Here is a 21740-nt window from a genome sequence, read left to right on the forward strand (position 1 = left end):
GCGGATGCTTGCGACATAAAAGGCACGAGTACATACTCGCGCCAGCTACAGTTCAAAACGCATTACCGCCCCGAAACGGCCGAGGCATTATCTTTCTTAAACAGAATCCAGTCGACCAGGAGCATGTTTTTGTCTTTAGCCTCATCGTTGCGGAAGACGAGGTAAATGTCCTGAATGCCGCTGGTGCTGGTGATGGGGGCCGTAACGGTTTGCCAGCCTGGGCCTTTCACACCCGTCGGCGCGTTGGCGGCCGACACCGTTGCGGTGCCGAGCAGCTTGCCCGTTGGCGATTGGGTACGTATCTCGATCCGGCCACCGCGTGAGGCTACCGTAGCGGCATTGATGTCCAGCGCGCCGATGGTGGTCAGGTCAATGCTTTTGAACGCAATGAACGAACCGTCTTTGATGTCGCCGACCCAGCTTTTGTTGCTGCCGTCTTCGTGCTTCCGGTCAACGCCCGTGCCCAGTTCAAACGCTTCGGCCTGTACGCGTGGATTGCGCAGGATCATCAGTTTGCGCCCCGTTAACGGACCCGTAACCGGGTTGCCCTTATCCGTGTAGCTAGCCGAAATGACGTAGCTACCCGTTTCGCTGCCGGTGTGTTGCGTCAGTGGGTACGTTCCTTTCAGGGGCAGGCTCTTGGGGGCGACGTCGGTCAGTGACAGAATGTAACGAACCATCTCACCCGCTTCCGCTTCGGTATGCTGCGGGTGCGCCGACATCACGTTCTTGCCCCAGTTGCCGTTTCCGCCCGTAATGATCTTCTTCGCCAGCATATCTACCGCTGATTCACCCGATGGATGATAGCGCTTCGAGACGTCCATCAGTGAAGGTCCGATTGACTTGGCGCTCATGGCGTGGCAGGCTTTGCAATCACTGGTATTCAGCAGCTCTTTACCGCGCAAATTCTTCACGGCTCCGTCGCCATTCTGGTTCGAGGTCAGCAGGGCCAGATCTTTGCCTTCGGCCAGGTAATCGACCGCGAACTTTACCTGTTTCGGCGTGATACCTTTGGCCAGCGTGCCGTCTTCCTTGTCTTTCACCGAAACGGTATACGCCAGCGGTGTTTTGTCGAAGTAAAAGCTACGGTTGCCTCTCAGCGCCACATCGACCTGCGGCGTTTCGTTACCTACTTTGATGGTCTGTTCTGTCGTTGCCTTCTGCCCTTCAGCGTCGGTAACGGTTAGTTTTGGGTGATATACGCCGGGTTTGGCATAAGTGAATGAGGGAGCAATGGCCGTTGATTTCTGGCCGTGTCCCGATTCCCACAGGTACGTTAGCTTGTCGCCCCGGTCGTAGTCGAACGACTCTTTGGCCGATAGCACCGCCGTTAAAGGAGCCGCACCAACCGTTTTCGATACGTTCACTTTCGCCACCGGACGGCGGTTACCTTCGGTGTATTCAATGCGGATCAACTGCGAATCGGGGTTGCGGGCGAAGTAGTTCATGCCGTAGGCCAGTACGTACATGGCCCCGTCTTTACCGAATTTCATGTCGATGGGCTTCGATACGAACGACGTCGGCATGAACGATTCGATCTGCTTCAGGTCACCGTTATCCGCGTAGGTCAGCACCTTAATCCAGTTGCGGGCCCATTCGTAGATGAACTGCTTGTTGGTGTAATAAGCCGGGAATTTCACGGCCGATTTATGCTCGTCGGCATAATAAAACGGCCCGGCCATAGCCGACCGTGAACCTGTTCCCAGCATCGGAAACTCCGTCGATTTATCGTACGGATACCAGATCATGGCTTTTTGGGCGGGGGGCAGGTTTTTCGTGCCGGTGTTGTTGGGTGAATCGTTGATGGGCTGATCGGGGTTGTACAGCGCACCAATCTTGTTGGTGGCAAAGTCGAATTTGGCGTAGGGTTTGTTGTCGCCTACGAAATAGGGCCAGCCATAGTTGCCCGGTTTCCGTGCCTGATTCCACTCGTCCTGACTCTTCGGGCCACGCTCATTCGCCACACCGCCATCAGGTCCAACGTCACCCCAATACAGAAAACCACGCTTATCGACCCAGATGCGGTAGGGGTTTCGGGCACCCATCACGTAAATTTCCGGCTTTCCTTTCGAGCCATCTTTTGGGAATAGGTTGCCGTCAGGAATGGTGTATGATCCATCCGCTTCGACGTGAATTCGCAGAATTTTACCGCGCAGGTCATTGGCATTGCCCGACGATTTCTGCGAGTCGAACGGCGACCGACCCGGCCGTTCGTCGAGTGGCGAAAATCCGTCCGATTCTTTCGAACTCGTGTTGTCGCCGGTGGAGAGGTATAGGTTTCCGTCGGGACCGAAGTACACGTTACCCGCCGAGTGGCAGCAGGTTTCGCGCTGAACAGGTACCTGCATCACTACTTTCTCCGAACGCATATTCAGGCTATCGCCGGTAAACACAAACCGCGACAGGTTCTGCACAGGCTTCTCGCCAACCGGCGAATAGTAGAGGTAGACGTAGTGGTTCTGGTCGAATTTCGGGTCCAGTTCCATACCCAGCAGGCCGTCTTCGTAATTGCCGGTAAGGTGAACAGGTAGTTTGTTGATCGTCTTCGTCGCCTTGGCCGTCGGGTCATACAGCTTGATCATCCCTTTGCGCTCCACAAACAGCACCCGTCCGTCCGACAGCACTTCCATCTCGATCGGCTCGTCCATGAACGATTCGAGCACGGTTGAGGTAAACCGGTTTTCTTCCGGTACGCGGTTCGAGTGGGCCTCGCGGTAGTTTAGCGCCGACCCTTCCTGAATGAATTTCACGCCCTCCATCAGCGACTTGGTGAGGCTCTCATCGGCAAAGCCATTGGCACCAGTAGCCATGTAGAACACCCGGCCACCATCGAACGGTTTGCCGATCGAAAACGGGGCCTTCGCTGACTGAATCTGGTTGGTGGCCAGCATATCCTGATACCAGGCCCACTGATACTTCGTAAAGCCCGGCGTGTTAATGAAGCCTAGTCCACCACCCGACTGAACGAATCGCTCTACATCGGCCTGCTGATTGGTAAAGAGCACATCCTGCGACGTGTTCAGGAAGATCACAGCCCGGTAGTTCTTCAACGAGTCTTCTATGATGAAGCTATCATTTGTTGTCGTATCAACGTCGATACCCGCTTTTTCGGCAAGGGTCATCAATGTACTTGCTGCCGCTGATGCTGCTTGTTGGTTATCGATGTTCTTCGAGAAGATCAGCACCTTGTCGGTCTTCTTGTTGGTCCAGCTCATCAGCAAGACCAGCAGCAACGCGCTGAAAGTCGACATGAGGAGGGTACGCGATGAGTTTTTGTTGGTAAGCATATAAGGTTAATCAAGGAATTGATAGGGTCAAAGCGTTGTCGCTTGCCGCAGGCAAGCGACAACGTTCACTGTAACATTACTCAAACTTAGCGTTTGACGTTACGCCGGGCCAGGTGTCGGTTCGGAACGAGTTGGCGGGTAAGCCATCTGCGCTAAACAGGTTGGCATCGTCCGGCGAATCGGCCCAAGCGTAGCGGACAGCAACAGGTTTAGGTACGTTGGGGTGTGATACAATAACTGTGTTGCCTTTTATGTCGGCGGTAGCGAAGTGAAAAATCTTATCGTCGCCGGCGATCTCAAAGCCTTTCAGGTAGCCGTATTTGTCTTTTGCCATCAGACCACCGCCCGTGTGTTTAAAGGAAACGATGGCCGTGCTTCCCTCGAATTTTACGCCGTCATACATCGGTGAACTGTAGTTGACGGTTTGTCCGTAATCGAACTTCAGGGCGTTCAGGGCTAGTCGATGACCTACATCTTGCTTGTTGGTTGGGTGAATGTCTTTCGGGTTGCCAATGTCGGTAATCACGGCCATACCGGTTTTGGGCAGACTGAGGGTCATAGTCTGTGCCTCGCGGAGTTCGGCCCAGCCGCTGCCCTGATTACTGCTGTTATTAGCCCCGTAGTTAGCTAGCTGCACGAAGTAGAACGACATGTCTTGACCGAATTTTGTCCGCCAGTCGGTGATCATCAGCGGAAACGACTGCCGGTATTGATACGACCGACCCGCGTTGGTTTCGCCCTGATACCACAACACGCCACGCATGGACATCGGCTCCAGCGGGGCAATCATGGCGTTGTAGATGCTCATGCCTACGTTGTTCATAAACCGCTTGTACTCGTGTTTTTCGGCAAACGAAGGCATCAACCGCCACTCACCACCGAGGTTAATCCGTTGCAGCGGATCTTCGACATACAAGTCGGCGGCCGATCCTTTCAGACCCACCCCAAACCAGTTCGGATTGACCATGTTGCCCACCTTCAGCACCAGTTTATTCTCTCCGGCCTTCCACGTACCTGCCGGTATCGTTAGCTTCCGTACACCCTGAACGGTTCCCTCTGAAACCAGTTTCCCGTTGATGTAGACCTTGGTTGGCCCGTCGTTCTCGGCGAGTGAGAGCGTCGTTTGTTCGGTTGCCATCTCTTCGGGCAGCATCACGGTTTTGGCCATGTAGCCTTGTCCCATAAAGCCGCGCATGTCTTTCCATTCCCATTGGCCAATGGCGTCAGAGGTACGCCAGCCCGCAAACGTATAGCTGGGGTCGAGGTATTTGGCTTCGTCGGCGGTGGTCAGGGTGGCGGGTACTTGCAGGTTTTTGCGCAGTTTCACGTCGATGATACTATCGGCGGCGGGCCAGGTGGTGGGCATAGTCTGTGCGTAGCCGCGCAGCTCGTCGTTGCTCAGCATGCTTTCTTTGCTGATCCAGCCTTCCACCTGCGAGCCGCCCCACGACGAATGAACGAGGCCTATAGGTACGTTTATTTTCTGGTACAGTTCGCGGGCGAAGAAAAAGCCAACGGCTGTAAAGTCGCCCACGGTCTCGGCCGACGCCAGTTGCCACGTACCGGCTTTCAGCTCCTGCTGCGGTGTCAGGGCCAGTTCATGATCGACCCGGAGGTGGCGAATCTGCGGGAAGTTGGCGTTCTTTTTCTCCTTCGCGAAGTTATCGGTCTGCTTCACAGTCCACTCCATATTCGACTGGCCGGAGCAAAGCCACACCTCGCCAATCAGTACGTCGCTTGCACTGGCTACCCCCGATTTAGCCGTTGCCGCCAGTGTGTGCGGACCACCTGCTTCGATTGGTGTAAAGCGAACCAGCCATTTGCCGTTGGCATCAGCTTTAACCTGCTGTTTTTGGCCCGCCAGCGTCACAGTCACAGCTTCGCGCGGTTTAGCCCAACCCCAAACCGGAATCGGTTTCTGCCGTTGCAACACCACATGATCGGTAAATAATCGCGCCATACGTACCTGGCCAAAGCTGGTAACGCTGAGGAAGAGGAAAAAGAGGAGAGAAAAACGAGTTTTCATTGTTGGGGAAATGGGGTATTGTTTGTGTGCTTTCGCGTGCTGGCTTTGTGCGTGTGTGTTGCTTCGCGCTTTAGGCCCTTCGACTAGGCGTCCCCGACAGGCTCAGGGTGACAACTCACATCCAGATGTTCATGACGAACTTGGGTGATAGTGTCACCCTGAGCCTGTCGGGGACGCCTAGTCGAAGGGACGCGCGTTAGCAATAAACGTGCGTCAGCAACACACTACGCATAAAGCCTATTTCTTCGCCGACATACCAATCTTTCCCTGCAACGCCTCAATGGCATTGGCCAAATACACTAGCGGCGCGTTCCAGTTGATGGCGATTTCGTTGGAAGCGTACGAACAGTCATTGTCGAGAAACACTTCGTCGGCGATGGTGGTGGTGTAGCCTTCGCATTTGTCCTGACGGGCGGCGTTGGCGTTGGTACCGCCCGACAACAGACCCGGAACGGGTGCGTCGATGCCATCGGCAACGGACGGGCGATGATGCGGGTGCATCGGGGTTTTGCTTCCGAAACCCGTCACAAAGGAGTAGCCCACGGCATTGCGGCCCAGCAGGTAATCCATGTTGGCGAGGGCTGCGTTCAGGTACGTTGCCTCGTTGGTGAGCCGGTAGGCCTGAATAAGCGCGATGCCCTGATTGGCCGCTACGGCGCTGCTACCCCAGATGTAGTCGCTGGCCGCTTTGCCCATTGGTGTCTGAAACGCGTGCTTGTCAACATCCTGCCGAAGCTGATCGGCGAGGTTGATGATATGGCTCTTTAGTCTCGGTACATCCTGCTTGCCGCGTGGTGTCAGCTGATCGCGGAAACGGGCCAGCGAATAATACGCCAGCGTACGTACCTGCGGCCATGATGGGAGCGGCGTCTTATCGTCGGGGAACAGGTTGACGGCTGTGTAGTACGTATCGTCTTTGGTAGTCAGGTACAGTTCGGCGGCGGCCCAGATCCATTCATCGTCGGCGTTGCGGTCGCCGTAGGTGCCGGTTACTACGTCGGGCTCGAACTCCTTATTCATAGCGTCCTGATTATAGAGCGCTTTGGGATTTTGCTTCGCCCAGCCCCATGCTTTTACCGCCATGGCCGTACACGAATCGGAGAGGCCGGGTAGTTCGCGGTTATACGCCCTGAAAATCCGGGCCGATTGTGCCATCACAGCAGCAAAGTCGAGGGCGGCGGTTACGCTCTTCTGCACCACATACCGCTCGGTGGGCTTCACCTTATCGGGCATTTCCATGCCGTCGAATTTGGCATTGGTCAGCTTATGGTATACACCACCGTCGGCCGGGTCCTGCATGGTCATCATCCAGCGCAGGTTCCAGAGCGACTCGTCGAGCAGATCGGGGAGTTTGTTGTTGCTTTCGGGGATGTTGGCGGTCAACGTTTTGCAGTAGTCGGGGAAGTCCTCGTAGAGCGACAGCAACGTACCCAACGTAATGCCCGAGTTTACAATGTACTTGTTGTAGTCACCCGCATCGTACCAGCCCCAGGGCGACGAGATCGCTGTGCCAGCGGGCCGACTAGCCGATGCCGCTGACGGATGAATCAGCACCCGCGTGTCGGGGTGGCCTGCCGGGCGGTGCCATTTCCCGGCAAACTTTTCGGGCAACTCGGTCGATACACGTTGGTAGTAAAAGCCTTTGAGCGCACTTACTGCTACATCATGATGAACAGACGGGCGAATGGCGAAGGGGTAGGAGCGACCCAGGCCAGGTATGTTTACAACATACGTACCTGCGGTGCGGAGGGCCGAAAAGTTAGCAGTTCGCGCCATTTTCCCCGAAATTACATTTTCTCGTGGTTCGCTTAGCGTACCCGAAAAAACGACCTTCTTACCGTCTGCTGTTGTCACCTGAAAGGCCTTTGCCGCTGTGTCGCCCTGCTCATCGACCAGGATGGCGACTTTATCCGCATTCGGGTAAAAGCCAATCTGGTTAAGCCGGACACGTTCGGATAACCCGGATTGGGCATGGCTTTGATACGTTCCTATCAGGCAACTCAGAAGAAGAGAGACGTGTACTGTTTTGATCATCGGTTAACTTATAGGAAGAGGTCTTGGGAAGGTGCTTGCCGAAAGCTGCGGGGTTGCTTCATATCGTTATCCTCGGTTTTTGACCAGGGTCAATATGTTGTCTATACGCTTAAAAGTCGCGGCAATCGCGTGCATACTCACATCTTCACTACCGGGACAATTAGTAGTGGTACCAGTAAAGGAACCAAAGAAAGCGGAAAGCTTTTGGTAAAAAATTAAGTCAGCAAACAGAGCCGAGGGTATACGTAATAAGCTGATATAGAACTTCGAATAGAATTATTAGTAGCAAAATTAGGACTCGACTAGGGCGTTTTTTATACCGTAAACCCTACCGTCGTTAAATTCAGGGTAAACCCTAGCTAGTAAGGGCAAAAAAATAGCCCCTTGAGTAGGGGCTATTTGCACATTGGCTATTTCGTTTATTGTACTCCCTGGAGCAATTGGCGGTTTTCACGAACCATGTTCAGGGCCAGTTCGGCATAGCGTATTTCCAGGGCTTTCAGCGCACGTTGGCGGTATGTCGACGTAGGTAGTCCTGCACGCCTTACCAATTCGGTGTTGAAAAAAGCGTCGTACTGGTTCATCAGCTGTTGCGTTTGCTGCATCAGTTTGTTGTGTTCTGCGGTGCCAATTTTACCCCGCAGGCTCAGGAGCGACTCACTCATCATGGCTAAATTTGATGATCGGTTCGTGATCAGTTCGCGGGTGAAATAGGCTTTGTCGGCAACCGATAACGCCTGACCCTGGCTGAGCATAGCCTCGGCCGTTTCCCGCTTAAACTGGCTTAAACGCGGATCATTCAGGTTCGCTTTAACAAAAGCCTGATACTGCTCGGTAGCGGCATGGCTTGACTGTTTAAGCAAGGTATTAGCCTGAAACAGCTTGCTTTTTTGGGTGAAGGCAGCTATGTTTTCGTCAGAAACAGAGGAAATGTCCGTAGCTGGGTTTTGAGGGTCGGGCACATAGAACGACCGAATTCGTAACGATTCAACACCTCTAGCAATCATTGCTTCTTCAGACTGGATTTTCTGAGCAAACTGATCGGACGACTCGGGTTCCTGTGTACAGGCTGCGAGAGCCAGTAGGGGCAAAAAAAAGGCGAAAGACTTTTTCATAATCTGGTTAAGTTAAGCCCGGAGTGCATGATGCGGCTCCAGGCATAGACAAAGACTTTGATTCTGGCAGAAGCTAGTGAACGTTGCAGCACATAGACTGCGCAAACCTCGGCTCTGTGTAGCCCGTTTCGGTCTGACTGCCCGTTTTTTTTGAATACAGCGCCGATCCGGCACCGGTTTCGCCACTGCAACAGCCTGAACCACTGGCTACGTAGTCGAACGAGTACGAGCTGTTGCCTTCTGAATAAGAGCAACTACAGCTATACGCTTTGGCGTCGGCCAGCGTACTAATTCCTACCAGTGCCATAGAAAGGCCAATCGCCAATCGCTTTTTGGCAAGTTGAAGCATACTATAGTTTTTCATACTTTTTATTTGGTTTATAAGTGAGAATAAGAAAATAGGGCTCAATAATCATGCGAATCTTTTATACTCTATAGATTAAATAATCTTTTGATATCAAATCTGTTTCTCGGCTACTCTTTCCCGATATATATGTGTCGTTAGACACCATAGAGTATTTATGCCAACGTACCTGCCGGAAGAGTTTATGCATAAAAAAACCCCAACAACAATTGCCGGGGTTTTGCACTAAAAAATGTATCAGTCAATCATACGCCTACGTTCGTTAAGCTGACATCAGACTCGTATCGGTCATCGCATTGCCGGTTGAGCCGATTGCAATTTCTTTAGTAGCCAGTGATTCCAGATTCTGGAAGGTGAGCAACGTTGTGTTTTCGTAAACACCCAGATTCGCGTCGCGTACCCGTTCCATGATTGGTTTTAGGGCGCAGGTAACTTCGTCTTCACAATCGTCGCATTTCACATAGAAATTATGCGAAACACAGGGCGTAGGCGCAATTGGGCCGTCGATAACACGCAACACCTGTGCCAAATTCACCCGAGCCGGATCAACTCGGAGCAGATAGCCACCTCCTTTACCTTTCTGACTTTGCAGAATACCGTGATTACGAAGTTCGAGGAGAATCGCCTCCAGAAATTTCTTGGGAATGTTTTCCCGTGCTGAAATGTACGAGATCAGAACTGGTCCCTTGCCAAACTCTTCAGTGAGAACTTTCAATGCCTTAATGGCATACTTTGCTTTTTTTGAGATCATTTAGTTACGGTAGTAGTCGCCGTTATCGCGGTTAGGTGGGAAAGAAAGTCAAGTATAGACTTGCTTACAAACTGCCAAGTTAGTAACCAACTCTATATCAGTCAACGTTTTCGATACGGTATTTCCTTACAGTATCATATATCAAGCCAAAAAAGTTCGCTATATCCTATAGACCTTAGTTGGTACCTCTTCGTCAGGGCTTTGTTTGCAGAGATATACATTGGTATTTGCCTCAAAGTCAAACGAACGCATACGAATGAGGTACTATAAATACGACTAACCGCCCGCGTGGTTAACGCCTCAGCAGGTAGAAGAGATAGCTATTGAAAACAAAAAATAGCCTTATACCAAGAAATTATTTTTTGTTTTCGGGGCTAATGTACAAATTTCTTCAATAACTCTATAGACTATAAGCTAAAACAATGTGTATAAGTAGTTATACTGATAACTTTTTAGTTTAATTTGGTTGATACCTCATGGTACAGGTGCTGACAAGTAAAAAGCCGGCTCAATGCGCCGGCTTTTTACTTGTGTATTATCAGTATATAGTTGCTATACGTTCACATCGGCCAGTTCTTCTTCCCGAACAGGCTGTCCCATCAGCGTAGCAAAACGGTTGACATTAAACGTTGGCTCAAACCAGATCTCGCCCAAAACAGGGTGTTTTACGGGTACGTCGGGATTCTGAATCTCGGCTAGCAATACACCGGTTTCGCCCGTCGTGTGCTGCTTCACCTGCCGAATCGTGTACAACGTATCACGCTTCGGAGTTTTCACGCCAAATTCAGCATAGAAGGCCAGCACCGGGGCCGGAAAATTGTCGTTCGTGCAAATAACTTCCATTACAATATCTTGATATGCTCTTGAAAACGACGCTATCGGTTTGAAAGTTCAGGTTTGTGTACCAACGCATTGCACCTCGTTTTACTCGAACAGGTTGCCTAGCTGCCCCAGTACAGAGCCGCTTTCTTTGTTGGCCTGCCCACCACCGGCCGATAGGCGCTGCACCAGTTTCGAGATTGGCATCGACTGAATCCAGACGCGGCCGGTTCCGCGCAGGGTGGCCAGAAACAGGCCTTCGCCGCCAAACACCATACTGCGCAAGCCACCCGCCCGCTCAATGCTGAAGCTGATCTGGGGCTCGAAGGCCACCACGCAACCCGTGTCTACGCGCAGGGTTTCGTTGTTCAGTTGCTTTTCCATAACCACGCCGCCCGCATGCACAAAAGCCATGCCGTCGCCCATCACTTTGGCCAGAATAAAGCCTTCGCCACCAAACAGGCCCGTGCCGAACCGCTGATTGAAATGAATGCCCAATCGCGTTCCCAATGCCGCACATAGGAAACCATCTTTCTGTACAATCAATGTATTCTGGTAGATATTGGCCAGGTTGATGGGCATCACGGTACCGGGATAAGGTGCCGCGAACGCTACTTTCCGCTTTCCAATGCCCCGGTTGGTGAAGTGGGTCATAAACAGCGATTCGCCCGTGACAAGGCGCGTACCGGCTTGCAATAGCTTTCCCAAAAAACCCTGATCGGGTTGCGAGCCGTCGCCCATTTTGGTTTCAAAAACGATACCGTCTTCCATGAAGAGCATACTGCCCGCTTCGGCAATAACGGTTTCGTTGGGGTCGAGTTCAATCTCGACTACCTGAATATCTTCGCCAATGATTTTGTAATCGATCTCGTGTGAGGTCATGGTTTGCGTCTGGATTAGTTTATCTGCTCGAAAACTAGCCGCCTTTACCACACAGCCCGCTAAAATCTTGACAAACGGACAAAATAAAATCCGTAGCGGCGGCTAGCGTAGTTAAGAAAATGCGGCTCGCTCGATATTCGGACTACTACTGAACAACAGTAATTCGTCACCAGTCGTCGGCGACACAACTACTTGCCTGAAAACCAACCCAAGCTTTTTCAGTAGCCTGACCGATGGTTCGTTGCTGGGCAGTACAATAGCGTCGATGACAGGCAGTTTCAGCGTGTTCTGGGCAAAGTTCAATGTTGCCGCTGCGATTTCGAAGGCGTATCCTTTCCCGGCAAATTCGGGTAACAACGCAAACCCAATATCAGGGTTTTCCAGCGTGTCGCGTTTGATGATCCCACACATGCCGATAGGCGTCTGATTAGCCATTAACTCGACCAGATACAGGCCATACCCGTTCGCCGCGTAACTGGCCAGCGGCCCATTGATCAGGTACGTTTCGGCCTGTGCTACCGTCTTTATCTGTCGATCCCCGATATTTCTCAGCCAGCCAGGACTGTTCACCAACTCGACAATAAACGCGGCATCGCTCGTTTCGAGTTGCCGGAGGGTCAGGCGGTCTGTTTGTAGGATAGAGTTCACCTCTACTGTCAGTTTACGATACCTTTTCTTATCAATCCCAATATTGCCCGGAAAAATGGTAAACTGTTCCCGTTTTCTGGTCAAACGCCATGAGATGGCTGAAGGGGTATCTATTACATTGGTAATAGGCCAGCCCGGTGCATTGTCTGATTTTATAGAAGAACGCTAACTGTTGTTTGACAGCGGGAAATTTGGTTTCAAAGAACGCCAACTGTTTGTTCATTTGAGTGTCGTCAGTTTCGATATATATCTTATCTGAAATGTCGGGTAACTGTGTGGGTATGGCTTCAACGAACTTCAGAATCGTTCTCTGATCAGCTTTGTAGGTCAGAAAACAGTTGCGGAACGAGGGTGGAACATCGACCATAAGACCATCTATTTCCTGAACATGCAGGCTGTCCCGTTTTTCAAACCACGCCTGAAAGCTAGTCGTTTTGGTCGTTATTAATTCCCGAGCTACGGCTTCGACTCCTGATTGAAACGTTTCGCTACCTTTCTTTTTCGCCTTTGCTATAGCCGCGTCAAGCACTTCACGCCCTTTGTCTTTCGCGCGCTGGCATGCTGTTAGCGCAATGAGCAGCGTCAATGAGGTTACCCACTTTCGCATCATAACACGTATTTCAAAAGTGTATAAGCCGATAATGTTTGTTTAACGGGTTTTCTGGTGCGCGGTCAATACATCTTTGATCGTTGTCCAGCGGATAGATGGATACCGGTCGTTGTCGAGGCCATCGAGGCGGGCGCGTTTGTCGATCATGTTGCGCATGTATTGCATACCCTGCCAGGCGGGATACAATTCGCCCTCGCCGGGAGCCACGGTTTGCGCCACTTTAATCAGGCCGCTCAGCACAATCGGGCTACCGGCCCAGAAGAGCCGGTATTGCTCATGCGTAATGTCACTAACCACAGCCTTGATCTGCCGGGGACTGATCTGATCGCCTGCAACACGGAGGTAACGCGGTGTGGTTGGGTCTAGAGCGGCGTTGGCGGTGAACTCGGCGGTGTTGTCCATGGTGGTAAAGCCCATGCGATGGTCGCTATCGCCCCAGTAGAGTACCAGTTTTGGCTTGAACAGAACGAGCGGCATTTGGCCGGTTATCAACTCCGCAAAGGCTCCGTTGAATATGGTGGTGGCGGAAATGGGGGCTTTGTCCAGGTACGTATGGAATTCGCGCCGAAGGTCGAGATTTCGGTTTTCGCCGTCAGAAAAACGGGTAAAGTCCAGCGAATAATCGGAAGGAATAAAGCGTGGTACACCCGCCGCCACGGCCGCATCGAGCAATATGTTCTGAGTGCCGATGATTGTATCGCGGAAACCAGACAGCACTGATACCACACAGGCAACGCCCTGACAGGCGACCGTTACGTCGGCCACGTTATTCATGTCTGCCCTGAACACGGTTACGCCCTGCTTTTCCAGCGCCGCCACCTTTGCCGGATCGCTGCTCGCCCGAACAACCGCCCGCACGTCGGCGCCTTTGGCCCGCAACGCTTTAACGATGCGCCCCCCCAGATCGCCCGTTGCGCCTGCTACCAGTATTGTCTTGTTCATTCGGTTGTTTGTTGTAAGTGCCTGATTAACGCTTGGTGTACCGATTAGTTTATTGAGTAGGATAATGACCTTTGGGGCGAGTTGCTGACGTTCATTGGTTGAGCTTGTAAAAAGCCCCATCGGGGCACAGCATCGGTAGTTGGTAGCGTACCTGGCAACACGACTCAGCCCTGTAGGGGCGTAGCATGCGATTACTCCGAAACGCATGCTACGCCCCTACAGGGCTGAAAATTCGATTGCAATCTGTTTTCTACCGATGCTGCGCCCCGATGGGGCTGGAAACACCGTTTGACTAGTTTCGCTTACTTTTTTTAAAACTTCACTACCTCGAAAAATGCTTTTTTGGGCTGGTAGTTTTGATCGAAAAGGAGGGGAGAGTCTTTGCGGTTGGGCACGGGGAACGAATCGAGCCATGAGTATTTGTCGGATAGATTCCAGAACGTGACACCGGTAAGCTTGTCTTTGTGCTTGCGGAACACCTCGAACAGCATTTTGTACTGCGCCGCCTGCTTGTCGTTCATCACTGACGTAAATTCGCTTTTGTCGGTATCCCGGCGCGCGCGACGTTCATGCTCTTTCGGATAAACCGACACGTCCATTTCGGTAATCTGCACCTTCAGGCCCAGACTGGCGAAACGGGTGATTGATTCTTCCATTTCCTGCTTCGTAGGCTCATAGATCGACCAGTGACCCTGCAAGCCAACGGCATTGATGGGTACGCCTTTGTCTTTCAGCTTTTTCAGCAACTGATAGATCTTATCGCGTTTCGTGGCGTTTTCGGTATTGTAATCGTTGTAGAACAACTGAGCCGATGGGTCGGCAGCGTGGGCGTACTCAAACGCCTTCTCGATATACTCTTCGCCCAAAATCTCGTAAAACTTCGATTTCCGGTAGATAGACGTACCCGTATCAGGCACGGCTTCGTTGACCACATCCCAGGCGTAGATTTTGCCTTTGTAACGGCCCACTACGTCGTTGATGTGCTGTTTCATCCGGGCCAGCAACACCTCGCGGGAAACCTGCTTGCCGGTCGAGTCGGTGAAGAACCAACGCGGCGTTTGGTTGTGCCAGCAAAGCGTATGGCCGCGCACCAGTAGTTTGTTCTGCTGGGCAAAGTCGACAATAGCGTCGGCATCTTTCCAGAAGTAGCGGTTTTCTTCCGGATGAATAGGTCCCATTTTCATGGCGTTTTCGGGCGTCAGGCTGCTGAACTGCGCTTTGATCAGCTCAGCATCGGGGCCGGGCTGAATCATGCGCGGGTTCACGGCTACCCCGATCGGGAAGTACTTCGCGTAATAGTCTTTCAGCCCCTTCTGCGACTGTGCCGGAGCTATGCCGATAGAGCCCGCCAACAGCAAAGCCAGCCAGCGAAATGTCGTTTTGTTCTTCATAAAACAGGGGGATTTCGGATTTGGGATATTGGATGTCGGATTTATTGCTTCTGCGTAGCTGGCGCGAGCATGTGCTCGTGCCTTTCATGTGGCAAGCATCTGCTTGCACAGCGCGAATGCGCAATACAGTGGAGGCTATTCAAAGCGCAAAACTACATCCAGCTACAATTGCCCTGTCGGGCAGCAAGCGAATGCTTGCCAATTATAGACACGAGCACATGCTCGCGCCAGCTACGCAGAAGCATTAAATCCGATATCCAAAATCTGAGATCTATTTATACGCCTCGATCGTCTTTATGGTCCCGTCGGGGTTGTAGCTCAACTCTGTCACTTTCACGTTGCGAAGGTGCGTTTTGCCCGACAGTTGAACGTCGTGGTAGAAGATGTACCACTTCTTGCCAATCTCTACGATCGAGTGGTGGTTTGTCCAGCCCTGAACGGGTTTTAGCACAATGCCTTTGTAGGTGAAGGGACCGTATGGGCTGTCACCGGTGGCGTAGCAGATGTTGTGCGTGTCGCCGGTAGAGTACGAGAAATAGTATTTTCCGTTGTACTTGTGTATCCAGGCAGCTTCAAAAAAGCGCTTGTCGTTGTCTTTTTCATAGAAGGGCTTTCCATCTTCACCAAGCAGTTGAATCTCCTTGACGGGTTCGGCAAATTCTTTCATATCGTCGGTTAACCGGGCAACGCGGGGTTGGTAAGCCAGTTCATCGGGCTTTTTCAGGGCTCCTTTTGCGTCATAGGTGTTGCCCGTCCAGCGCTGTAGCTGACCGCCCCAAATACCACCGAAGTACAGATAAGACTTACCGTCGGTATCCTGAAAAACGGTTGGGTCAATGCTGTAGCTGCCTTTCATCGGCGCCGGTTCGGGTTTGAACGGACCAGTTGGTTTTTTGCTGGTCGCCACACCGATACGGAAGATATCCTGCTTGTCTTTCACGGGGAAGTAGAGGTAATACGTCCCGTTTTTGTAGGTCGCGTCGGGAGCCCACAACTGCCGCCCCGCCCAGGGAATATCCTTGATATCGAGCGCCACGCCGTTGTCTTTCACCTTGCCACCGATCTTATCCATCGACAAAATGTGATAATCTCTCATGTCAAAGTGGCCGCCTTCATCGTCTTCTTTCGTAGCGGCATCGATGTCGTGCGACGGGTAGATGTAGATCTTACCGTTGAAGACGTGAGCCGATGGGTCGGCGGTGAAGATGTGCGAAACAAGCGGTTGTGAAATAGGCTTCTTGCCTTCCGATTGACCGACTGCGGTCATCGCGCTGCCCATTAGGGCGGCCATTAATAGTACAGATTGGGTACGTTGCATAAGGGTTTTGTTTTTACTTGGTTTAAGAAGAGAGAGTCAAGAGGTAAGAGACAAGAGATGAGAAGCGAGAAGCGAGAGACAAGATGTGTGCCGTATCACTGCGCCGTCTTTTTTCTTGCTTCTCATCTCTTGCCTCTCTCTTCTTGCTTCTTATTCACTCCAGACGCCGAATTTGCCTTGCTGGTAATCCTGGTAGGCTTCCATAATCTGTTGATCAGTATTCATCACGAAAGGACCACGGGCTACGACGGGTTCGTTGAACGGAACGGCATGGCCGAACAGAAGTAACGAATCGGTGTCGGCCGTGATGTCGAGCGTATCGCCGTCGGGGTTGAACTCGGCCAGTTCACGGTGTTTTACTGTCTGTCCGTTCACGGTCAGTCCGCCCCGGATGAGGTAGAACAGGATATTCCGATCTGCCGCCACGGGCAACGATACCGAACTGCCGGCTTTGATGCTTACGGTACTCAGAAACACGTCAGACAAGGTTTTGAACGCTCCTTCCTGTTCGTCCAACGTACCTGATACCAGATTCACATCGACGCCATCTGCGACAACAATGGCTGGAATGTCCTCTTTTTGCAGTCCCGAATAAGCGGGCTCAGTCATTTTCAGACGGGCGGGCAGGTTCACCCAGAGTTGCAGGATCTCCAGCGGTCCTCCCTCTTTTTTAAAATCATCTGACGATACTTCGGCGTGAATCAGGCCACGCCCGGCGGTCATCCACTGTACACCGCCCGCGCTGATTACACTTTTATACCCTTGCGAGTCTTTGTGCATAATGTCGCCCTCAACAATGAAGGTGACGGTTTCCATGCCCCGGTGCGGGTGCGGCCCAAATGGTAAGCCGTGATTGTTCGACTTGTATTCCTGATAGCCGTGGTGATTCAAAAACAAAAACGGATCGATCTGCGCCAACTGCCGCGATGGCAAGGGCGAATAGGTGATCAGGTCTGCAATGGGCCGATACTCAGCCTGGTGGATTTTCTTGATGGTACGCATAGGAAATGTCATTACGTTGCACTGTCATAACGCTGCGCTGTCATTAAATGGTCATTACGCTACGCTGTCATTAAATGGTCATTGACCGACAAAACAATAAATGACAACAAATGACAGCGTAGTAGAATGACCACTTAATGACTATAAATGACCATTAATGACATTTTAAAACCCAATCGAGTTGCCGCCGTCGATAGGTAGTGAGACGCCGGTGACGTATCTGGCCCCTTCAGAAGCCAGGAAAACGGCGGCCCAGCCAATATCCTGAGGCCTGCCAAATTTCTGCATGGGCGTACGGCTGATCACACGCGCAAAACGGCTGGGATCGCCGCCCATTGCCGTTTGGGTCATGGGTGTTTCAATGAAGCCCGGCGCAATGGCATTGACCCGAACGCCCTTATCCGAGAACTCAGAAGCCAGCACTTTTACCATACCCTCAACCGCCGATTTCGAGGCGGCATAGGCCACCACCCGGTCCAGACCGTAATAAGCAGCCATCGATGAAATCATGATGATTGACCCGCTTTGCCGTTCCAGCATTCGGGTGGCACAGATTCGGGTCAGCGAGAAAACGGCGTTCAGGTTGGTATGAACAATGCGGTCGAAATCTTCGTCGGTTACGTCTACGGCAGGCTTCTTCATGTTAATTCCCGCGTTATTGACCAGAATATCAATGGGTCCGTGATTGGCTTCGATGGTAGAGACCAATTCATTGAGCGAGTTACGGTCGGTTACATCATTGACCATATAATGGCCATTTTCGCCCAGTACCTCTACCGCGTCGCGAAGGGGTTGCTCACGTCGGCCTGTGATGACCACGCGTGCGCCCGCCGACACCATAGTGCGGGCAATAGCGAAGCCCAGACCCGTTCCGCCACCCGTGATGAGCGCAAGTTTACCTTCGAGCGAGAAGATATCGGGAAAGCCTTGATTGGTTTCTGGAAGGCTGACAATCTGAACTGTTTGAGTGGGAATCATTAGCGTAAGAGGTATAGGTTTACAGATTTTTTTACGTCGTCCAGCGTACGTTCGGGTTGCTTGAATGGAGCTGGAACCGGCTGTTTGGCGAATGATTGAAGGTACAACACCCAGGCATCGCGCCACCAGATGGCTTCACGTTGCTGAGTGGCTAGTCGGGCGGCTACATCGGCATGCACTTCGGGATCAACGGCGGGCTTTACCTGCGCCCATTCCTGCTGCATCCAGCGCACTGAGTCGGCACCGGTGTAGAAACGGGTGCAGAGCTCGTTCCAGAGCGTGCGACCCGACGTTAACTTTTTATTCCAGGCCACATGATGGAACCAGAGCACATAGGGCAACGGGCAAGTTTCGGGGTTTTCCCACTGCCGACGAACCTCGGGGCGGTACTGCGACAGGGCGTTGCTTCCTTTGGCGGTACGATCGAAACCGAGGCCCAGCGAATCGGCTTTATGGTAATACACGGCGGTCCAGTCGGGGCGCTGACTCCGGTTTTGCCAGGGTTCGGGTGCAAAGTGAACGCCAGTCCAGGGGCGCGACAAGCCTAGGGGCGTGTTATAGTCTACGTAGATATCGCGCGATTTTAGCATCATGTTCGTGATGCGTTTCACCGATTGTGGCTCCTGCGTCAGGGTCATATTCACCCACTCGTTGGCAATCGCTTCTGACGACAGCGTATGATCCCAGGCCAGCCGGCCGAAGGCGTACCAGTTGGCCTGCGCCAGCGGATGTCCCGTCCAGTTGCGGGCCGACCCAACGTTGGAAACGCCCGCCATCAGCGTTTTTTCGTAGTTGTGTACGCTGCCGTCGATGACCTTGGCCACGGTTGAGCCTTTGCCATTGGCGTAGGTGTCGGCGTCCAGACATTCTTTAAACAGCGGTGCTTCGTAGACCAGGTGGGTAGCAAAGCCCAGGTATTCCTGCGTAATCTGAAACTCCATGCCCAGCGGTGTTTTGGGCATGGCGCCGAACAAGGGTGAAAACGGTTCACGGGGCTGAAAATCGATCGGGCCATTTTTTACCTGCACAATTACTTTCTTGTCGAACTGACCGTCGAGGGGTGTAAACTCTTCGTGAGCGGCTTTGAATCGGTCGCCGTTAGGGTCAGCTTTGTAAACGAAAGCGCGCCAGATTATGACACCATCGTAGGGTTTCATGGCTTCGGCCAGCATGTTGGCTCCATCGGCGTGATTGCGTCCATAATCCTGCGGGCCGGGTTCACCTTCTGAATTGGCTTTAACGAGCAAGCCGCCGAAATCGGGAATGGCCTGATACAGTTCTTTTACTTTCGCTGCCCACCAGGCACGTACCTGCGGGTCGAGCGGGTCGGCGGTTTTCAGGCCACCAAGTGTTCGGGGAGCCGCCCAATACACCGATACATACACGCGGATGCCGTAGGGGCGAAACACCGAAGCCAACGCGGCCACTTTCTGAATGTATTCGGCCGACATGAACCGGGCACTGGCATTCACGTTGTTGACCGTCATGCCGTTGATACCGAGCGATGCGTTGGCGCGGGCGTAATCGCGGTAACGCGGGTCGATGCGTTCGGGCAGTTCATACCATTTCCAGAGCGACTGACCCGCGTAGCCGCGCTCAACGCTGCCGTCGACATTATCCCAGTGGTTCAGCATGCGATACTGCACTTTTGGGTTGCTCGTCAAAGCGAGCTGATCGATTGCCTGCCCGGTTTGCAGTTGCCGAAGCAGGGCAAACGCCCCGTAGAGCACACCCGCGTCTGATTTCCCCGTGATTGTGATGTTACCGGCAGTCCGTGTGATCTGGTAGCCTTCGTTGTTCAGTCCCTCGGCACCCGGCTTAACCACGAGCATAATGCCTCCTTTCCGGTTTGTCGTGTTGCCAAGCACCGGCACCGATTTCCCCAACAGACCTTTCAGGCCCATTTGTAATTCATCGGCGGCCGATTTCAAGACAGGCAAACTGCCCGACAGGCCGATAAACTGCGCCGCCTGGGCGTAGGCCTGCCGCTTGGGTACGTTGGTGATCAGGTCATATTTCAACCATAGCCGGTAGCCATCATCACCGGTTGGCGGCACCTGAGCGTAGGAAAACGTGGTGGTAAAGAGAAACGCAAAAAGCCAGTGGTATTTTTTCATTATAGCGGGTACTTGAGTATGGGTAAGGGTCTAAAGCGCGAAGCAACACCAGCGCGAAGCATTAGTCAAATCAACGTGTTTTCATATATCGGTCAGCATACTGCAAAAAGGCGGGCCAGTTAGGTCCGGTAGTGTGGCCGCCACTGTGTTGGCGGAAGGCAATTTCGCCGCTGTCTACGGCTACTTCCTGGGCGGGGTACTCCGTTGTGCCAAGCCCCTTTTTGCCCAGCAATTCGTAAACCGGGGCGGCATGCACACCGCCCAGAAACATGCCCTTCGCATCGATCCATCGACCTTCTACGTCGGGTGAACCTGAACTGATGAATACCGGACGAGGCGCGCACAAAGCAACCAGTTCGTGCGCATCAACGGGCATATCGTTGGGCGTCAGTGGACCGGCGTATTTTATGAAATTACCCGCCATCCAGTGGTATTCGCTCGACGAAGCCACATTCTCGACCTGCTCGCCGTATACACGCCGGTGAATTTTTACGCCACCCTCGCCCGATGAGCCAATGAAGCCAATGGCAAAGCGCGGCTCGTAGGCCATGGCCACTGCGGCCGCTTTTCCGTAGCGCGACAGACCTTCAATGCCAACTTGTTTGGCATCTACGTCTTTGTCTGTCTCAAAATAATCGACGGCCCGGCTGGCTCCCCAGGCCCAGGCCCGAAGCGCGCCCCAATCGTCGGGTTTTCTACGCTCGCCTTTGTTGACCAGCCCAATAATGCCTTCGGTGAGGCCCGCGCCATTGTCGGCCTGGTAACTGGTGGGGACCAACAACGCGTAACCCCAGCCTTTTTCGAGCAGTTGTTGTTCCCAGCCAGGTGGTGGCGGTGGTGTGCCAGCGGGAGGCTGCGGCATACGGAAACCGGCCGGAAATCGGAAAATAAACTCCATCATTACCGGCACAGGTCCAGTTGCTTTTGCCGGCGTAGCCAACGTCAGATCAATATCGACCTTGATGGCCGGGTACATCGCATTATCGACATGACCTATCAGTTTCTTCAGCTTGATCGGATAACTGCCGTTCATCGTGTCTTTTACGCTCACCACTTCCCAGCGTACGCCAGGTACGTTGGCGGGCACGCGGCCGTAGATTTCGCGGTCAAAATCGGCCACAATTTCAGGTCGGCGTTTCTGCCACCAGTCTTTGGCCGATTTCACCTTTTTGCCGTTTTTCAACACTAGCGGGTCGGGCAGGGAGGTATACGGGTTTGCCTTGCTCTCATCGGCATTGGCGGCGTTGGGGGCTTTGGGATTGCCCGACGGCCCCGGCCGCAATGCCTTAATGTTGAGTTGGGTGAGCATGGCCTGGTGATCGGCCTGCGTTTTTCGCTGCTGACGGGCCATGAGACTATCCTGCTCTGGCGTTCGTGGCCCAAACTGAGCGAGCAAACTGAGGGGCAAGGTCAACAGCAGGCTACTGGCAAGTAATCGTTTCATGGTATTTATGGT

The 21740-nt window shown here is 52.8% G+C and carries 17 protein-coding genes; all 17 read right to left on the bottom strand.

Translation table 11 applies throughout. The features are described 5' to 3' along the window. Window positions 1–62: 62 nt before the first annotated feature. Window positions 63–3287 (bottom strand): PQQ-dependent sugar dehydrogenase, encoded by a 3225-nt coding sequence (locus tag ACAW87_RS00115; protein WP_370721110.1) that lies wholly within the window; start codon window positions 3285–3287, stop codon window positions 63–65. A 76-nt stretch (window positions 3288–3363) separates the two neighbouring features. Then, window positions 3364–5313 carry a sialate O-acetylesterase gene (locus ACAW87_RS00120; RefSeq protein WP_370721111.1) on the bottom strand — a complete coding sequence of 650 codons (1950 nt, stop codon included), beginning with the start codon at window positions 5311–5313 and terminating at the stop codon, window positions 3364–3366. Window positions 5314–5550: 237 nt separating this feature from the next. Next, a complete protein-coding gene (locus tag ACAW87_RS00125; RefSeq protein WP_370721112.1) occupies window positions 5551–7347 on the bottom strand; it encodes a glycoside hydrolase family 9 protein in 1797 nt (598 codons plus the stop codon). 419 nt (window positions 7348–7766) lie between these two features. Beyond that, window positions 7767–8462: a putative periplasmic lipoprotein gene (locus tag ACAW87_RS00130; RefSeq protein ID WP_370721113.1), complete on the bottom strand. Its 696-nt coding sequence runs from the start codon at window positions 8460–8462 to the stop codon at window positions 7767–7769. 73 nt (window positions 8463–8535) lie between these two features. Then, entirely contained in the window at window positions 8536–8826 is a 291-nt protein-coding gene (locus tag ACAW87_RS00135) for a hypothetical protein (RefSeq protein ID WP_370721114.1), read from the bottom strand. A gap of 262 nt (window positions 8827–9088) precedes the next feature. Further along, entirely contained in the window at window positions 9089–9577 is a 489-nt protein-coding gene (locus ACAW87_RS00140) for an RrF2 family transcriptional regulator (RefSeq protein WP_370721115.1), read from the bottom strand. Window positions 9578–10129: 552 nt separating this feature from the next. Further along, window positions 10130–10420, bottom strand: a complete 291-nt coding sequence (locus tag ACAW87_RS00145) for a hypothetical protein (RefSeq protein ID WP_370721116.1) — start codon at window positions 10418–10420, stop codon at window positions 10130–10132. A gap of 81 nt (window positions 10421–10501) precedes the next feature. After that, a complete protein-coding gene (locus ACAW87_RS00150) occupies window positions 10502–11278 on the bottom strand; it encodes a TIGR00266 family protein (protein WP_370721117.1) in 777 nt (258 codons plus the stop codon). A 111-nt stretch (window positions 11279–11389) separates the two neighbouring features. After that, window positions 11390–11926 carry a GNAT family N-acetyltransferase gene (locus tag ACAW87_RS00155; RefSeq protein WP_370721118.1) on the bottom strand — a complete coding sequence of 179 codons (537 nt, stop codon included), beginning with the start codon at window positions 11924–11926 and terminating at the stop codon, window positions 11390–11392. A 31-nt stretch (window positions 11927–11957) separates the two neighbouring features. After that, window positions 11958–12536, bottom strand: coding sequence for a hypothetical protein (locus ACAW87_RS00160; RefSeq protein WP_370721119.1), 579 nt, complete (start codon window positions 12534–12536; stop codon window positions 11958–11960). 39 nt (window positions 12537–12575) lie between these two features. Then, the gene (locus tag ACAW87_RS00165; RefSeq protein WP_370721120.1) at window positions 12576–13478 is read right to left on the bottom strand and encodes an NmrA family NAD(P)-binding protein; all 903 of its coding nucleotides are present in this window, start codon (window positions 13476–13478) and stop codon (window positions 12576–12578) included. 311 nt (window positions 13479–13789) lie between these two features. Further along, complete coding sequence (locus tag ACAW87_RS00170) at window positions 13790–14869, bottom strand: endo-1,4-beta-xylanase (RefSeq protein ID WP_370721121.1); 1080 nt, start codon at window positions 14867–14869, stop codon at window positions 13790–13792. Window positions 14870–15140: 271 nt separating this feature from the next. Then, window positions 15141–16187 carry a glycoside hydrolase family 43 protein gene (locus tag ACAW87_RS00175; protein WP_370721122.1) on the bottom strand — a complete coding sequence of 349 codons (1047 nt, stop codon included), beginning with the start codon at window positions 16185–16187 and terminating at the stop codon, window positions 15141–15143. 150 nt (window positions 16188–16337) lie between these two features. Beyond that, on the bottom strand, window positions 16338–17189 hold the full coding sequence (locus ACAW87_RS00180) for a pirin family protein (RefSeq protein ID WP_370721123.1): 852 nt from the start codon (window positions 17187–17189) through the stop codon (window positions 16338–16340). A 165-nt stretch (window positions 17190–17354) separates the two neighbouring features. Continuing rightward, window positions 17355–18167, bottom strand: coding sequence for an SDR family NAD(P)-dependent oxidoreductase (locus ACAW87_RS00185; protein ID WP_370721124.1), 813 nt, complete (start codon window positions 18165–18167; stop codon window positions 17355–17357). Then, window positions 18167–20284 (bottom strand): alpha-glucuronidase family glycosyl hydrolase, encoded by a 2118-nt coding sequence (locus ACAW87_RS00190; protein WP_370721125.1) that lies wholly within the window; start codon window positions 20282–20284, stop codon window positions 18167–18169. Before ACAW87_RS00190 ends, ACAW87_RS00185 begins: the two co-directional genes overlap by 1 nt. Before the next feature lie 70 nt (window positions 20285–20354). Beyond that, window positions 20355–21728 carry a glucuronyl esterase domain-containing protein gene (locus tag ACAW87_RS00195; protein ID WP_370721126.1) on the bottom strand — a complete coding sequence of 458 codons (1374 nt, stop codon included), beginning with the start codon at window positions 21726–21728 and terminating at the stop codon, window positions 20355–20357. Window positions 21729–21740: the final 12 nt, after the last annotated feature.

The organism is Fibrella aquatica, from assembly GCF_041321135.1.
In the GTDB taxonomy this organism is placed as follows: domain Bacteria; phylum Bacteroidota; class Bacteroidia; order Cytophagales; family Spirosomataceae; genus Fibrella; species Fibrella aquatica.

Excerpts from the sequence above, each read along its gene's own strand:
- ACAW87_RS00160 (WP_370721119.1), bottom strand. The coding sequence starts at position 12,536 with ATGATGCGAAAGTGGGTAACCTCATTGACGCTGCTCATTGCGCTAACA.
- ACAW87_RS00190 (WP_370721125.1), bottom strand. The coding sequence starts at position 20,284 with ATGAAAAAATACCACTGGCTTTTTGCGTTTCTCTTTACCACCACGTTT.
- ACAW87_RS00170 (WP_370721121.1), bottom strand. The coding sequence starts at position 14,869 with ATGAAGAACAAAACGACATTTCGCTGGCTGGCTTTGCTGTTGGCGGGC.
- ACAW87_RS00180 (WP_370721123.1), bottom strand. The coding sequence starts at position 17,189 with ATGCGTACCATCAAGAAAATCCACCAGGCTGAGTATCGGCCCATTGCA.
- ACAW87_RS00145 (WP_370721116.1), bottom strand. The coding sequence starts at position 10,420 with ATGGAAGTTATTTGCACGAACGACAATTTTCCGGCCCCGGTGCTGGCC.
- ACAW87_RS00120 (WP_370721111.1), bottom strand. The coding sequence starts at position 5,313 with ATGAAAACTCGTTTTTCTCTCCTCTTTTTCCTCTTCCTCAGCGTTACC.
- ACAW87_RS00130 (WP_370721113.1), bottom strand. The coding sequence starts at position 8,462 with ATGAAAAAGTCTTTCGCCTTTTTTTTGCCCCTACTGGCTCTCGCAGCC.
- ACAW87_RS00135 (WP_370721114.1), bottom strand. The coding sequence starts at position 8,826 with ATGAAAAACTATAGTATGCTTCAACTTGCCAAAAAGCGATTGGCGATT.
- ACAW87_RS00140 (WP_370721115.1), bottom strand. The coding sequence starts at position 9,577 with ATGATCTCAAAAAAAGCAAAGTATGCCATTAAGGCATTGAAAGTTCTC.
- ACAW87_RS00175 (WP_370721122.1), bottom strand. The coding sequence starts at position 16,187 with ATGCAACGTACCCAATCTGTACTATTAATGGCCGCCCTAATGGGCAGC.
- ACAW87_RS00195 (WP_370721126.1), bottom strand. The coding sequence starts at position 21,728 with ATGAAACGATTACTTGCCAGTAGCCTGCTGTTGACCTTGCCCCTCAGT.
- ACAW87_RS00165 (WP_370721120.1), bottom strand. The coding sequence starts at position 13,478 with ATGAACAAGACAATACTGGTAGCAGGCGCAACGGGCGATCTGGGGGGG.
- ACAW87_RS00185 (WP_370721124.1), bottom strand. The coding sequence starts at position 18,167 with ATGATTCCCACTCAAACAGTTCAGATTGTCAGCCTTCCAGAAACCAAT.
- ACAW87_RS00125 (WP_370721112.1), bottom strand. The coding sequence starts at position 7,347 with ATGATCAAAACAGTACACGTCTCTCTTCTTCTGAGTTGCCTGATAGGA.
- ACAW87_RS00115 (WP_370721110.1), bottom strand. The coding sequence starts at position 3,287 with ATGCTTACCAACAAAAACTCATCGCGTACCCTCCTCATGTCGACTTTC.
- ACAW87_RS00150 (WP_370721117.1), bottom strand. The coding sequence starts at position 11,278 with ATGACCTCACACGAGATCGATTACAAAATCATTGGCGAAGATATTCAG.